Source organism: Roseibium sp. AWQ4_254, from assembly GCF_056161025.1.
Genome location: NZ_JBSWYH010000015.1, coordinates 1 through 13,887, shown reverse-complemented (window position 1 = coordinate 13,887; position 13,887 = coordinate 1). Strand labels below are relative to the sequence as shown.

Sequence of the window (13,887 nt, the reverse complement as noted above, 5' to 3'; positions counted from 1 at the left end):
GTGTCAGCTTTTGGCAACAGAATGGCTCCGGGGCCGGTCCGTCTTGAGACCACCCCGGAGCCGTCGGGGGAGTTTAGCCGTACTGATAGTCCAGTAGCCGGGCGTTCATCTGGCCGTTGTCAGCATATGGCATGTATTCATGCATCAGCTTGCGGTAGGCAAGGAAGCTTTCCGTAATGCGCCGGACCAGCTCGTCATCGCTGTCTTTCAGCTCGGCAATCACCTCCCCGGCCGCATTGCCCATGGCAATGATCACCTCATCCGGCAGCTTGCGGACTTTGACATCATGGTCTTCGACCAGCTGGGTCAGAGCCTGGGCGTGTTTGGCGGTGTATTCGCTCAGGACATCGTCATAAAGACTGGAGCAGGCATAGGTGACGGCGGCTTTCAGGTCGTCCGGCAGGCCGTTATAGGCTTCCAGATTGACGGCGCATTCTTCTGCTGACGACGGTTCGCCGACACCGGGCCAATAATAGTTCTTGGCGATCTGGTAGTAGCCAAGGGCGCTATCGCTCCAGGGGCCGATGAATTCGCCCGCATCGAGGGCTCCTGATTGCAAGGCCTGGAACATGGCCGGGCCGCTCATGGCCTGGACCGCCATGCCCAGCTTGGAGCACATTTCCGAGGCGAGGCCAGTGGAGCGGAATTTCAGGCCCTTCAGGTCATCGACGCTGTTGATCTCGTTGCGGAACCAGCCGGCCCATTGCGGACCGGAATTGCCGCACAAAAACGGTTTCAGATTGAAGCGGGCATAGATCTCGTCATAGAGCGCCTGGCCGCCGCCCTGGCTCATCCAGCCGGTCTGTTCGGGCGCCGTCAGGCCGAACGGCTGGGAGCCGAACAACAGGATGCCCTTGGATTTGGAGCCCCAATAGGCCGGAACCGCATGGTAGAGTTCGGCGGTGCCTTCGCCGACCGCGTCAAAGACACCATTGCCGGGCACAATCTCGCCAGCGGCAAAGAGCTTGACCTCAATGCGGCCGTTGGAAAGTGCGGTGATGCGGTCCGCCAGCATCTGGGCGGCCACCCCGGGGCCGGGCAGGTTTTTCGGCCAGGCGGTGACCATGCGCCACTGGCGCACGTCCTGTGCGATGGCCGGAGCGGCCAGGGCGGTTGCGGCGACGGCTGCCGATCCGGTGGCCCCGGCTTTCAGGAAATCACGTCTTTTCATGTCAGTCCCCTCGTTTCGGTTCTGGTTAAGAGGGTCTCCTGCCGTGTTTATCGGTCCAGTATGGCCGGCAGGTTGAGCCCCTGTTCTTTCGCGCAGTCCAGCGCGATCTGGTAACCGGCATCGGCATGGCGCATCACGCCGGTGGCCGGGTCATTCCAAAGCACACGGCCGATCCGTTCGTCAGCCTCTTGCGTGCCGTCGCAGCAGATCACCATGCCGGAATGTTGCGAAAAGCCCATGCCGACCCCGCCGCCATGGTGCAGCGACACCCAGGTCGCGCCGGAGGCGGTGTTGAGCAGGGCATTCAGAAGCGGCCAGTCGGAGACGGCGTCCGAGCCGTCCTGCATGGCCTCTGTCTCCCGGTTTGGGGAGGCAACGGAGCCGCTGTCCAGATGGTCGCGCCCGATCACGACCGGCGCTTTGAGTTCGCCTCTGCGCACCATTTCATTGAAGGCAAGGCCCAGCCTGTGGCGCTGGCCGAGACCCACCCAGCAAATGCGCGCGGGCAGGCCCTGAAAGGCAATCCGGTCCCGGGCCATGTCGAGCCAGTTGTGCAGGTGCGGATCGTCAGGGATCAGTTCCTTGACCTTGGCATCAGTACGGTAAATGTCCTCAGGGTCGCCGGAGAGCGCACACCAGCGGAACGGGCCGATGCCCCGGCAGAACAGCGGGCGGATATAGGCGGGCACGAATCCGGGGAAGGCGAAGGCGTTTTCCAGCCCTTCCTCCAGCGCGACCTGGCGGATGTTGTTGCCATAGTCGAGGGTCGGAACCCCCTGGTTCCAGAACTCGACCATGGCGGCCACATGGACTTTCATGGACGCGCGGGCGGCCCGTTCCACGGCTTTCGGGTCCGTTTCGGCCTTTGAGCGCCATTCGGCGACGGTCCAGCCCTGGGGCAGATAGCCGTTCACGGGATCATGGGCGGAGGTCTGGTCGGTGACGATATCGGGTTTGATGCCGCGCTTGACCAGTTCAGGAAACACATCGGCCGCATTGCCGATCAGGGCGACGGATTTTGCCTCGCCAGCCTTGGTCCACTGGCCGATCAGCTCCAGGGCCTTGTCGAGGGAGTGTGTCTTTTCGTCCACATAGCGGGTGCGCAGGCGGAAATCGGCGCTTTTTTCGTCGCACTCGACCGCCAGGCAGCAGGCGCCTGCCATGACGGCGGCCAGAGGTTGGGCGCCGCCCATGCCGCCGAGGCCGCCGGTCAGGATCCAGCGGCCCTTCAGGTCGCCGCCATAATGCTGGCGGCCTGCTTCCATGAAGGTTTCATAGGTGCCCTGCACGATGCCCTGGGTGCCGATATAGATCCAGGACCCTGCAGTCATCTGGCCGTACATGGCCAGTCCCTTCTTGTCGAGGTCGTGGAAATGGTCCCAGTTGGCCCAGTTCGGCACCAGGTTCGAATTGGCAATCAGTACACGTGGGGCGTTCTTGTGGGTCTTGAACACCCCGACCGGTTTGCCGGACTGAACCAGCAGGGTCTCGTCTTCTTCGAGCTGTTTCAGGCTGGCAACGATCCGGTCGAAATCCTCCCAGGTGCGGGCCGCCCGGCCGATGCCGCCATAGACCACCAGCTCATGCGGGTTTTCCGCCACATCCGGGTGCAGATTGTTCATCAGCATGCGCAAGGGTGCTTCGGTCAGCCAGGACTTGGTGGTCAGCTCCGCTCCGGTCGGCGGATAGACATCGCGGGCATTGTGGCGGCGGTCAGTCATCGGGCGTTTCCTGTTACTGGTTTTCGTTATGGGTGTGGACCGGACTAAGCGATGGGGCCAGTGCGTCCAGCCGTTTCAGGATTTGCGCAAGGTGGGGCCGCAGCAGTCCGGCTTTTGTCTCATCATAGGCAAAGGGCGCGTCTTCACCCGCCAGATGGGTCTTTTGGGCCAGTTCCATCTGGATGGCGTGCAGGCCGTCTTTCGGGCGGCCATAGTGCCGTGTCGTCCAGCCGCCCTTGAAACGGCCGTTGAGAACGGCGCTGTAGCCCTCTGCGGCCTGTGTGGTTTCATAGACGACCGCCTCGATTTCCGGGGCGCAGGTGGTGCCATTGTTGGTGCCGGTGTTGAAATCGGGCAGGAGGCCGTCAAACAGAAACGGGATGCGCGAGCGGATCGAATGACAGTCATAAAGAACCGCGATGCCGTGCAGGTCCCTGACCCGGTTCAGTTCTGCTTCCAGCGCTGCATGATAGGGCGCGTGCCAGGACCGGCGCCGGGCCTCGATCTCGCCGCTGTCCGGTTCGCAGCCGTTAAGGTAGATCGGCGCGCCGTCAAAATCCGTGAGCGGGCAAAGGCCGGTGGTGTTCTGGCCGGGATAGAGGCTGGTTCCGGCCGGGTCCCGGTTGGCATCGATCACATAGCGGTGGAACGTGGCCTCAACCCGGGTCACGCCGGGCAGAAGGCCCTCATAGAGCCTGTCCACATGCCAGTCGGTGTCCGCCCGTTTGCGGCCCGTTTCGTTCAGCCGGTGCCAGATTGTGCCGGGAATGAAGGTTCCCGAATGGGGCAGGCCGAGAACGATGGGGCTATCGCCGCGGGTGACCTCAACCGGCTGCATGGCGGGCTCCCAGATCGATCAGGTGCGCGTCGGACAGGACGGAAGCCAGCCCGCGTGAGCGGACCAGGCAGGCCGCCGTCTCCAGATCGTTGGCCAGATACCGGTCTGCATCCAGCGGCGGTACATCCTGGCGCAGCCGGGTGATGACGCTCTGCAGGGCCGGGCTTGTCTTGAGCGGTCTGCGGTGTTCAATCCCCTCCACGGCGCAGAGCAGCTCAACCCCCAGAATATGCGACAGATTGCGGGTCATTTGGGCCAGGCGCCGGGCGCCATGGGCCGCCATGGAGACATGGTCTTCCTGATTGGCGCTGGTCGGCGTGCTGTCGGTGGAACAGGGATTGGCCAGATGTTTGTTTTCGCTCATCAGGGCGGCGGTGGTGACTTCCGCAATCATCATGCCGGAATTGAGGCCGGGATCGCGGGCGAGAAAGGGCGGCAGGTCGCAAGACAGCGCCGGGTCGACCATCAGGGCCACCCGCCGCTGGGCAATGGCCCCCAGTTCCGCCACCGCAAGGGCAATCTGGTCGGCGGCAAACGCCACCGGTTCGGCGTGGAAATTGCCGCCCGACACGATCCGGTCTGCTTCGTTCAGCACCAGCGGATTATCGGTCGCCGCATTGGCCTCGATTTCCAGCGTGGTGGCCGCCATGCGCAAGAGGTCGACACAGGCCCCGGCCACCTGGGGCTGGCAGCGGATGCAATAGGGGTCCTGCACCCGGGTGTCTCCAACCCGATGGCTTTCGCGGATCTCAGAGCCTTCCATGAGGGTGCGCATGGCCCGGGCGACCTCGATCTGGCCCCGATGCCCGCGCAGGGCGTGAATTTCCGGCAGCAGCGGCGCGGTCGAGCCCATGATGGCATCGGTGGACAGGGAGGCGGTGACAAGGGTGGCTTCACCCAGGCGCCAGGCGTCGAACAGGCCCGTGAGGGCGCAGGCGGTGGAGAACTGGGTGCCGTTGATCAGCCCCAGCCCCTCCTTGGGGCCGAGCGTGACCGGTTCCAGCCCGGCTTTTGCAAGGGCGTCGCCCCCCGGCATGCGGGTGCCGTTGACGACCGCTTCGCCTTCGCCGATCAGGACGGCGGTCATATGGGCCAGCGGGGCCAGATCGCCGGAGGCGCCAACGGAGCCCTTGGCGGGCACGACCGGGGTCACATCGCGGTCAAGGCAGTCTTCAATCAGGCGCAGCACCTCAAAGCGCACGCCGGAGGCTCCGCGCCCCAAAGACAGAAGTTTCAGCGCCATCATCAGCCGGGTGGTGGTCCGCTCCAGGAGTTCGCCAACACCGCAGCAATGGGAGAGGATCAGGTTGCGCTGCAAGGTGGCGGTGTCGTCCGGGGCGATCTTGAGGCTGGCCAATTTGCCAAAGCCGGTATTGACCCCGTAAACGGCCATGGTTCCCTGGGCGGCGGCAGCGACCCGCTCGGCAGCTGCCACAATGGCGGCTTCCGCGCTGCGGTCGATGCGCACGGGTAGGGCATCCCGGTAGATCCGCTCCAGATCCGCCAGGGTTACGCTGCCCGGGGTAAGGGTGAGCGGGCTCATGCGGAATCTCCAAACAGGCGGGTGTCAAGGGCGTTGAAACCGATCCGGTAGCTGAGTTCTGCCGGATGAGTGGCGGACCAAATGGCGAGATCCGCGCGTTTCCCGGCTTCCAGCGTGCCGCGGTCGTCAAGGCCAAGGGCCCTTGCGGCATGGCAGGTGACACCGGTCAGCGCCTCTTCCGGGGTCATGCGGAACAGCGTGCAGCCCATATTCATGGTCAGAAGCAGAGAGGCGAGCGGCGAGGAGCCGGGATTGCAGTCGGTCGCCAGGGCAATGGGCACGTTATGGGCGCGAAGAAGGTCCAGAGGCGGCTGTTGGGTCTCGCGCAAGGTGTAAAACGCACCGGGCAATAACACGGCAACGCTGCCGCTGTCTTTCAACGCTTTCACGCCTGTTTCGTCCAGATATTCCAGATGGTCGGCCGAGAGGGCCCCATAGCGGGCAGCAAGGGCCGCGCCGCCCAGATTGGACAATTGTTCTGCGTGAAGCTTTACCGGCAGGCCAAGCTTTTGGGCCGCGTCAAATACCCGGGCCATCTGCTCAGGTGAAAAAGCGATGCCTTCGCAAAAGCCGTCCACCGCATCCACCAGTCCTTCGGCATGGGCCGCTTCCAGCGCGGGCAGGCAGACCTCGTCCAGATAGGCATCCGGTCGGCCCTGATAGTCTTCCGGGACCGCATGGGCCCCCAGAAAGGTGGTGCGGACCGTGACCGGCCTGAGGGCGGCTATTTTGCGGGCGGTGCGCAACATGCGCAGCTCCGTCTCGAGATCGAGGCCATAGCCGGACTTGATTTCCAGCGTGGTCACGCCTTCGCGCAGCAGGGCATCGACCCGGGGCAAAGCCTGGTCCAGCAGAGCGTCTTCGCTGGCTGCGCGGGTTGCCCTCACGGTGGCAACAATGCCGCCGCCCGCCCGGGCGACCTGCTCATAGCTTGCCCCTTCCAGCCGCATTTCAAATTCCTTCGCCCGATTGCCGCCAAAAACAACGTGGGTGTGGCAGTCAATTAGGCCGGGCGTGATGAGCCGACCGTGCATGTCTTGTGCCGGAAGGGCGCGGAAGGCGTGCGGCAGGTTGATGGCCGGGCCAACCCAGGCAATCCGGCCGTTGTCAATAACCAGTGCCCCGGTCTCGATCAAACCGTAGGGCGTGTCTGAACTGGTGCATGTGGCCAGACAGGCATTGGTCAGGAGGCGTTGGGACAAGAGCCATCTCCGGCTTGAATAGATCGCGGTATAAGATAATATGCATGCACATATTAATGTGTCAACGAAGGAAATCAGGCATGCCGGTGCACGCTGAAACACGCCTTTTTGCTCAAAAGGCCTTGCTGCCGCAGGGGTGGGCGGACAATGTCGCTATCACGGTGTCCCGGAACGGGACCATCGCATCCGTCGATGTTGACGGCCCGCTTGATGGGCATGAACGCGTCGGCATTTTGCTGCCCGCCCCGGCCAATCTGCACAGCCATGCGTTTCAGCGGGCCATGGCCGGGCTCAGCGAGCGGCGCGGGGCAGGTGGCCGGGATAGTTTCTGGACCTGGCGCCAGATCATGTTCCGGTTTCTGGATGTCTTGCGGCCGGAGGATGTGGAGGCGATTGCTGCCTTTGTGCAGATGGAAATGCTGGAAGCCGGATATGCGGCGGTCGGGGAATTCCATTACCTGCACCACCAGCCGGGCGGAGTGCCTTATCAGAACCTGGCTGAACTGTCAGAGCGGATCATGGTGGCGGCGTCCGAGACCGGTATTGGCCTGACCCATCTTCCCGTTTTCTATCAGTTTGGCGGCTGCGACCGGCGCCCGCTGGCGCAAGGGCAGATCCGGTTTGGCAATGACACGGACCGGTTTGCAGCGCTGCATGCCCTGGCTGCGGAAGCGCTCAAGGCCCTGCCTGCCGATGCAAGGCTGGGGGTGGCGCCCCATTCCTTGCGTGCGGTGGATGAAGATGGCCTGGCCCTGGCGGTGGCGCTGGCCCGGGGGCGGCCGTTGCACATGCATCTGGCCGAGCAGGTGGCCGAAGTGGAGGAGGTTCAGGCGGCCAAGGGCTTGCGCCCGGTCGAATGGCTTCTGGACCACCATGGCGTGTCAGAAGACTGGTGCTTGATCCATTGCACGCAGATGACGGAGCAGGAAACGCATGGCCTGGCGGCAACCGGCGCGGTGGCCGGGCTGTGCCCGATCACCGAATCAAGCCTCGGAGACGGTATTTTTGATGGGGTCCGCTATCTGGAGAGCGGCGGCCGGTTTGGAATCGGCTCGGATTCCAACATCCGCATTTCCCTGCCGGAGGAGCTGCGCACACTGGAATATTCCCAGCGGCTCAGGGACCGGTGCCGGGCGTCGGTGGCGACCCGGGAGAAATCAACCGGCCGGGTTCTGTTTGATGGCGCGGTGGCGGGCGGAGCGCAGGCTCTTGGCCGTCCGTCCGGACGGATCGCCGAAGGTGCCCTGGCAGATCTTGTGGCACTGGATGCTTCCGCCATCGATCTGGAGGGCAAGGCAGGGGATGATCTGCTTGACAGTTTTGTCTTTGCCGGAGACGACCGCATGGTGCAGGAGGTCTGGTCGGCGGGACGGCATGTTGTGCGGGGCGGAAACCATGTAAAAGGCGATCTCATCCGCGCACGCTACCGGGCCACGATGGCCTCCTTGCGTGCCCGACTGTAGGACGGTGACGTGACGCTGACAGACACGAATTCCTGGACCGGAATCCGCGCCGTGCTTTTGCGGCGGATACATGAGCGGATCTGGCAGCCGGGGGAACTGATCCCTCATGAAGCCGATCTGGCAGCGGAATTCGGCTGTGCCCGAACCACCGTCAACCGGGCGCTGCGGGACTTGGCTGAGAGCGGGCTTGTGGTGCGCAAGCGCAAGGCGGGCACACGAGTGGCCGTCAACCCGCCCCAGCGGGCCACGCTGACGATCCCGATCCTGCGCGAGGAAGTGGAAAGCCTGGGACGGAGCTACCGGCACAGTATTCTGGCCCGGGAGCTGAAGCCCCTGCCGCCGATGCTACACGGAGCGTTTCAGGTGTCTTTGGGCGAGGATGTTCTGTTTCTGAAGACCCTGCATTTTGCCGATGAGCGGCCCTACGCGTTTGAAGAACGCTATATCAACCTGAAAGCAGCGCCGGAGGCGGAAAAATTGCGATTTCAGGATGTCAGCGCCAATGAATGGCTGGTGCACAATGCGCCCTACAGCCACGGGGACCTGTCCTTCTTCGCCCTGAATGCGGATGAGGCCCTGTGCGAAAAGCTGGACGCGGTGCCCGGCACGGCCCTGTTTGCCATGGAGCGTATCACCTGGTCCGGTAACCAGCCGATCACCCATGTCCGCCTGATCTTCGCCCCCGGCTACCGGATGCGCACGGAGATTTGACGGGTGCTTTGGAGGGGGCGGTCAGACGGTCAATGGGCGGACTGGCGGTTTTGGAGCGTTTGATTGCGCCATGAGAGCGGGGAAAATGTTCGCCGCACTCCTGTGTGCAACCCGCGGGCCGTCGTTAAAGACCACAGAGGCTGAGGTTGATTTCAATCAGCACCGCGCACGGGAATGCTCTCCCGGGTTTTTGGGGAGACGAGGCGCTGCGCAGCAAACACCATGGCTGCAATGGACAGGCCCGCCAGATCGGACCACAGACCGCCTTCTATCATCAGGAGAGCAGAAGCGATGAGGCCCAGGCGCAGATATGAGGCGGCGACTTTTCCGAGGAACCAGCCCTGGACACCCGAACTCAGCAGAAACACCCCAATGATTGCCGTTCCGCCGGCGCGCAGGATGTCTATGACAGTGCCGTCCATGAGGATTGCCGAATTGTAGAAAAACATGAACGGAACAATGAACGCGGCCAGTCCGAACTTGAAAGAGGTGACGGAGGTTGCCATGGGATTTGCGCCAGAGATGCCGGCCGCCGCGTAGCTTGCGAGCGCCACCGGAGGTGTGATCGCTGAAAGGACCGCGAAGTAGAAAACAAAGAAATGTGCAGTCAGCGTTGGAATGCCAAGCTGCACCAGGCCTGGCGCAACCACGGAGGCCGCGACCGCATAGGCAGCGGTTGTCGGCATGCCCATGCCCAGCAGGATCGCGATACACATGGCGAAGAACAAGGCGAGAAGCTGACTGGCTGCAGCGAGGTCGAGAAGCAGGCTGGAAAACCGCGCGCCTACACCCGTCAGGCTGATCACGCCAACGATGATACCGGCACAGGCGCAGACCGCAATGATCTGGATCGACATGACACCGGCCAGTTCAAACGCCTTGATGATTGAGCGCAGGCCCATGCGATGCGGAGTGAACCAGGAGACTACGGCGGCCGAGACAGTCGCAAGCGTTCCCGCACGGATTACCGAATAGCCCATGAAAAGAGCAGCGATCAGAATGACGATCGGCACAAAGAGATAGACCCGCGCCACCATCTCCCGGAACTTCGGCAGTTCATCGTCGCGCATGCCCCGCATGCCGAGCTTCGCCGCCTCGAAATCGACCATGAAGTAGATCGAGGCAAAATAGAGTACGGCAGGAATGATGGCGGCGATCGCGATGTCCTGATAGGGAATGCCGGTGATCTCGGCCATGATGAAGGCCCCGGCCCCCATGATCGGGGGCATGATCTGGCCGCCTGTCGATGCGGCAGCTTCCACGGCCCCAGCTGTCTTCTTTTCGTATCCGACCCGTTTCATCAGCGGAATGGTGAGGGAGCCGGTGGCGACGACGTTTCCGGCGGAAGTCCCGTTGATCATGCCCATCAGTCCGGATGCAAAAATCGCCACTTTCGCCGGTCCCCCCCGCGCGCGCCCTGCGGCGGCAAAGGCAAAATTCACGAAATAGTCGCCCACCTTGGAGGCCTGCAAGAAGGCGGCGAAGATGATAAAGAGGATGATATAGGTGGACGATACAGCTGTGGTTGGCCCCAGAATACCGGCATCAGAATAGACATGTCCGAAGAAACGCTGCCAGGTGTAGGCACTTTGCACCGCCAGAATGCCGGGAAGCAGATGGGCTGTGAAAGTGTAGATCAGGAACACGGCCGTGATAATGACCAGGGCGAGGCCCGCGACCCGGCGGGTCAGTTCCAGGATCAATGCAGATCCAGCCGTCGCGGCGAAGGCGACCCCGATTGGAACGAATGTGGTGCCGACGGAGTTCCTGGCCGCCGTGTCATAGATCGCGATGAAATAGGTTGCCACAACAACAGCGCAGACGGCGAGCACGATATCGGACGCGGCAAAGCGCTCGCGTCCGCGGCGCTCTAGCCAACCGGTGAGGATCGCTCCGAACGTTGCGATGAGCAGCGGAAAACCGAACCACCACACTTCGTTTTCGTAGATCTCGGTGCCCGGAAATGCCGCCCAGGTCGTCAGTCCGCCCATCTGAGGCAGGGTGCCGGAATGGATGGTATGAACAAAACCGATCACCGTAGCCCCTGAAACGAGTGCAGGGGCAAGGAGCAGCAGGGCTAAAATGCTGACGAGCCGCGTATTGCGATGCGGGGCACCGGTTGCATGAAAGATATGTGCAGAAAAAAGCAGAAAGCCGAGAGCCAGAGCGCCGGCAATATGGGCGATGCGGAAGTTCCAGGTCTCCATCGGAAACTGAGGCAGGAGCGGAATGGTTATTCCGGTCCATGCGGAAATGGATACGCCATTGAGCGCAACCATGTGAAAGGCAGCATAGGTTGCAGACAAGCCTGCCATGACGAGATAAGCGCGCCCGTCGAAGAGACGCCGATTGCTCTCGATTGGATCTTCATCCACACCGTCAGCCAGAACTTTTTTGCCGGCGTTCTCGGCTGCCTGGTCGGTCTTGTCTGTCATGGGGTCCTGCTGCGGCCGATCCGAACGGCTCTGTCCTGTTTGGTCGGGGGATGTCACTGCCTGAAGGCCAGGCGGTGCGGACTTGATCGGGCACCCGCGCGAGGACGTCCGCGCGCGGGTGCGCTAGGCGGTCAATTGCCGTAGATCATATCCGCAGGAATGTCAGCGCCTTGGGTTTCCTGGAACCAGCGCGCTGCACCTGGGTGCCACTTCATGACCTGGTTGCGGTCCCAGAATTCCGGAAGTGTCGAACGGGCGGCTTTGTGGGTGGCGACCATGCGATCGTTGTCGGACATGACCGCCTTTACGACGCCATACACGAAGGTTTCAGGCAGATCGCAATTGGCGATCGCGAAGTTCCACATGGAGACGGAGCGCACCGGTGCTTCCAGCGTCGTGTAGCTGTCTGCTGCAATATCGAAATTCGCCACTGGGAACGCCTTCGTGATCGTGGCCTGTTCTTCTTCCGTGAATTCGATGATGTTGATGTCGGTCTGTACTTCCAGCTGGCTGACGGCCGGAACCGGAACGCCTGCGGCAAACGCAATCACGTCCAGAAGGCCGTCCTGCAACTGGCTGCCCAGGTCGGACCAGCCACCATTACGGCGCTCGAACTTGACGCCGAGCTCTTCCATCATACGCGGGAAATAGGTGTCGGATGTCGACCCTGCCGGACCGAAGCCAATACGCGCTCCTTCCGGAATGTCAGCAACGGAGGTGATGCCTGAAGAACTCAAGGTCGTGATCGAGAACGGGGTCTGGTACATCGGGAACATGGCGCAGGCCTTGTCCATCTGCAATCCTGGCGCAATGGGATTGGAACCGGCAATCGATTCTGCCGCCGGACCCATGGTGGTCATGCCAAATGGCAGGTCGCCGGAATGCACAAGCGCCATGTTCTGCATCGGTCCGCCGGTGACCTCGGCAGCGCCTGACACACCAAGCTCTTCACCGGCAATGTTGGCCCAACCTGTGCCATATCCGAAATAGGTTCCACCCTGCGATCCCGTTCCCACGGTAAAGCTGTCCGGCCAGCCAGTCTTGTCAACTGTGTCTGCGACCGCTGCGGTTGCGGTCAACCCGGCGATCACAAAGACGCCGGTCATCATGCTGAAATTCATGAGTTCCTCCACTTTTCATAAAGGGTCTGTCGCCCGAGCCCACATCCTCCTGTGGACAGCAAACACCGGCCCTTCACCAGATATGCAGGCTAAACCTGCATATTGTCGCTGCACAGCGCAGAAGGTTTATATAAAAAAATGGAATAATAGAAAGCTATGCCGTCGTCGCAATCTGGTCCACATGCTGTTCAAGCGTCTGCAGAAAAGCGTCACGTGAAGGGTCCCGCGTATCGCGAACCCAGGCGACAGACAAGGCCAGTTTGTTTTTTGCTGGCCCAGCCGGCAGATCCAGCGAGACGAACACCACACCTTTGACGGTAAGTCTGGAGATCCAACGGGGAACGATGGCGATCCCGACACCCGTGCTCACCAGATTGACGATGGTCTGTTTTTCCTCGGCAATCTGCGCGACCCGGGCGGGCAACCCTGCCTCCAGGAACAGTTTCATCGTCAAGTCGTGGCTGTGCGGCCGCGACCCCTTGTCCGGAATGATCAACGGTTCATCGGCCATGTCTTCGACCGAAATACGGTTCCTCTGTGCAAGCGGGTGGGTCTCGGGAACCGCAACGACCGCCGTTTCGAAAAACAACGATTTCAGCAAAAGGCGAGGGTCGAGAACCTCGGGTGGCCGGACGACCGCGACATCGAGCCGTCCCGTCAGCAATCTTGGCAGCAAGCGGATTGTCTTTTGTTCAAGAAGCTGAATGTCGACCTCCGGATGCGCTTCCCTGAAGAGCGGGATCAACCTGGGAACAAGACCGACCGCCGCGCTGTCAATTGCCCCAATGCGCAAAACTGACGCGTTGTCCCTCTGGCTTTCCCTGAATTCGGCTTCGAGGCGGTCAGCGCGGTCCACGATGTCGCGGGCCGCCTCCAGCAGGTCGCTTCCGGCCTGGGTCAGCGCAACGCTCCGTGTCGTGCGCGTCAGCAAACGGCTGCCGAGACTGTCCTCCAGCAATTTGATCTGCCGCCCCAGTGACGCGGGCAGGATATCGAGTTTCTGCGCGGCGCGGCCGAAATGCAGCGTATCTGCGACAGCGATAAAACACTTCAGTTGACGAAGTTCCATGGATCTCTTCGATTATATCATTTTTTTATATGATCTATCCAGCATTGCCGGAATGACAGGAGATTGCAAGTCTAGGGCCGACACAGCGGTGGCCAGGGATGGTCATGCTCTCCCGCCAGCCCGAACAAGCAGGAATTTGCAATGCGCAGCTATCAGATTGCGGCCATCCCGGCGGATGGCATTGGTCCGGAAGTGATTGAAGCAGGATCGGAAGTCCTCGCTGCGCTCGGTCAGCGGTCCGGAGATGTGAGCTTTGACCTGACCTTTTTCGACTGGGGCTCTGACCGTTACAAGAAGCATGGCGAGATGATGCCAGCTGACGGGCTTGACCAGTTGAAGCCGTTCGATGCGATTTATTTCGGGGCCGTTGGTGCGCCGGACGTGCCCGACCACATCACACTTTGGGGATTGCGGCTGCCAATCTGCCAAGGGTTCGATCAATATGCCAATGTGCGGCCCACCAAGATCATTCCGGGCGTCACATCTCCCTTGCGCGATGTCGGGGTGGGGGACCTCGACTGGGTGATCGTCCGGGAAAACTCCGAAGGTGAATATTCCGGCAATGGCGGGCGTGCCCACCGGGGCTTGCCGGAGGAAGTCGGCACCGAAGTCG

At 61.8% G+C, this 13,887-nt stretch carries 11 protein-coding genes; 3 read left to right on the top strand and 8 right to left on the bottom strand.

The annotated features are described in order from the left end of the window. Positions 1-73: 73 nt before the first annotated feature. Genes ACXAIC_RS12930 through hutI form a run of 5 tightly spaced genes read right to left on the bottom strand, consistent with a single transcriptional unit; the run spans position 74 to position 6,475 of the window. The gene (locus ACXAIC_RS12930; RefSeq protein WP_475179267.1) at positions 74-1,171 is read right to left on the bottom strand and encodes a TRAP transporter substrate-binding protein; all 1,098 of its coding nucleotides are present in this window, start codon (positions 1,169-1,171) and stop codon (positions 74-76) included. A gap of 47 nt (positions 1,172-1,218) precedes the next feature. Continuing rightward, positions 1,219-2,892 (bottom strand): urocanate hydratase, encoded by a 1,674-nt coding sequence (gene hutU, locus ACXAIC_RS12925; protein ID WP_475179260.1) that lies wholly within the window; start codon positions 2,890-2,892, stop codon positions 1,219-1,221. Positions 2,893-2,905: 13 nt separating this feature from the next. Next, the gene (gene hutG / locus ACXAIC_RS12920; RefSeq protein ID WP_475179257.1) at positions 2,906-3,730 is read right to left on the bottom strand and encodes an N-formylglutamate deformylase; all 825 of its coding nucleotides are present in this window, start codon (positions 3,728-3,730) and stop codon (positions 2,906-2,908) included. Further along, positions 3,717-5,273, bottom strand: a complete 1,557-nt coding sequence (gene hutH / locus ACXAIC_RS12915) for a histidine ammonia-lyase (protein ID WP_475179254.1) — start codon at positions 5,271-5,273, stop codon at positions 3,717-3,719. Before hutH ends, hutG begins: the two co-directional genes overlap by 14 nt. Beyond that, the gene (gene hutI, locus ACXAIC_RS12910; protein WP_475179249.1) at positions 5,270-6,475 is read right to left on the bottom strand and encodes an imidazolonepropionase; all 1,206 of its coding nucleotides are present in this window, start codon (positions 6,473-6,475) and stop codon (positions 5,270-5,272) included. Before hutI ends, hutH begins: the two co-directional genes overlap by 4 nt. Before the next feature lie 80 nt (positions 6,476-6,555). Here hutI and ACXAIC_RS12905 point away from each other — a divergent pair, with 80 nt between their 5' ends. Then, complete coding sequence (locus ACXAIC_RS12905; protein WP_475179245.1) at positions 6,556-7,938, top strand: formimidoylglutamate deiminase; 1,383 nt, start codon at positions 6,556-6,558, stop codon at positions 7,936-7,938. 9 nt (positions 7,939-7,947) lie between these two features. Further along, positions 7,948-8,649, top strand: coding sequence for a GntR family transcriptional regulator (locus tag ACXAIC_RS12900; protein WP_475179240.1), 702 nt, complete (start codon positions 7,948-7,950; stop codon positions 8,647-8,649). A 152-nt stretch (positions 8,650-8,801) separates the two neighbouring features. Here ACXAIC_RS12900 and ACXAIC_RS12895 read toward each other — a convergent pair whose 3' ends face one another. The 3 genes from ACXAIC_RS12895 to ACXAIC_RS12885 all read right to left on the bottom strand — a co-directional run bounded on the left by ACXAIC_RS12895 (position 8,802) and on the right by ACXAIC_RS12885 (position 13,274). Further along, positions 8,802-11,084, bottom strand: coding sequence for a TRAP transporter permease (locus ACXAIC_RS12895; protein WP_475179237.1), 2,283 nt, complete (start codon positions 11,082-11,084; stop codon positions 8,802-8,804). A 131-nt stretch (positions 11,085-11,215) separates the two neighbouring features. Continuing rightward, on the bottom strand, positions 11,216-12,205 hold the full coding sequence (locus ACXAIC_RS12890) for a TAXI family TRAP transporter solute-binding subunit (protein WP_475179233.1): 990 nt from the start codon (positions 12,203-12,205) through the stop codon (positions 11,216-11,218). 154 nt (positions 12,206-12,359) lie between these two features. Then, on the bottom strand, positions 12,360-13,274 hold the full coding sequence (locus tag ACXAIC_RS12885; protein ID WP_475179230.1) for a LysR family transcriptional regulator: 915 nt from the start codon (positions 13,272-13,274) through the stop codon (positions 12,360-12,362). A 141-nt stretch (positions 13,275-13,415) separates the two neighbouring features. Between ACXAIC_RS12885 and ACXAIC_RS12880 the strand changes: the two genes are divergently transcribed. Then, a partial coding sequence (locus ACXAIC_RS12880) for an isocitrate/isopropylmalate family dehydrogenase (RefSeq protein ID WP_475179226.1) occupies positions 13,416-13,887 on the top strand: 472 nt, incomplete at its 3' end.

What these genes read in the sequence shown, in the direction of transcription:
- ACXAIC_RS12905 (WP_475179245.1), top strand. Translation starts at nt 6,556, where the DNA reads ATGCCGGTGCACGCTGAAACACGCCTTTTTGCTCAAAAGGCCTTGCTG.
- ACXAIC_RS12930 (WP_475179267.1), bottom strand. Translation starts at nt 1,171, where the DNA reads ATGAAAAGACGTGATTTCCTGAAAGCCGGGGCCACCGGATCGGCAGCC.
- ACXAIC_RS12885 (WP_475179230.1), bottom strand. Translation starts at nt 13,274, where the DNA reads ATGGAACTTCGTCAACTGAAGTGTTTTATCGCTGTCGCAGATACGCTG.
- hutH (WP_475179254.1), bottom strand. Translation starts at nt 5,273, where the DNA reads ATGAGCCCGCTCACCCTTACCCCGGGCAGCGTAACCCTGGCGGATCTG.
- ACXAIC_RS12895 (WP_475179237.1), bottom strand. Translation starts at nt 11,084, where the DNA reads ATGACAGACAAGACCGACCAGGCAGCCGAGAACGCCGGCAAAAAAGTT.
- hutU (WP_475179260.1), bottom strand. Translation starts at nt 2,892, where the DNA reads ATGACTGACCGCCGCCACAATGCCCGCGATGTCTATCCGCCGACCGGA.
- ACXAIC_RS12890 (WP_475179233.1), bottom strand. Translation starts at nt 12,205, where the DNA reads ATGAATTTCAGCATGATGACCGGCGTCTTTGTGATCGCCGGGTTGACC.
- hutG (WP_475179257.1), bottom strand. Translation starts at nt 3,730, where the DNA reads ATGCAGCCGGTTGAGGTCACCCGCGGCGATAGCCCCATCGTTCTCGGC.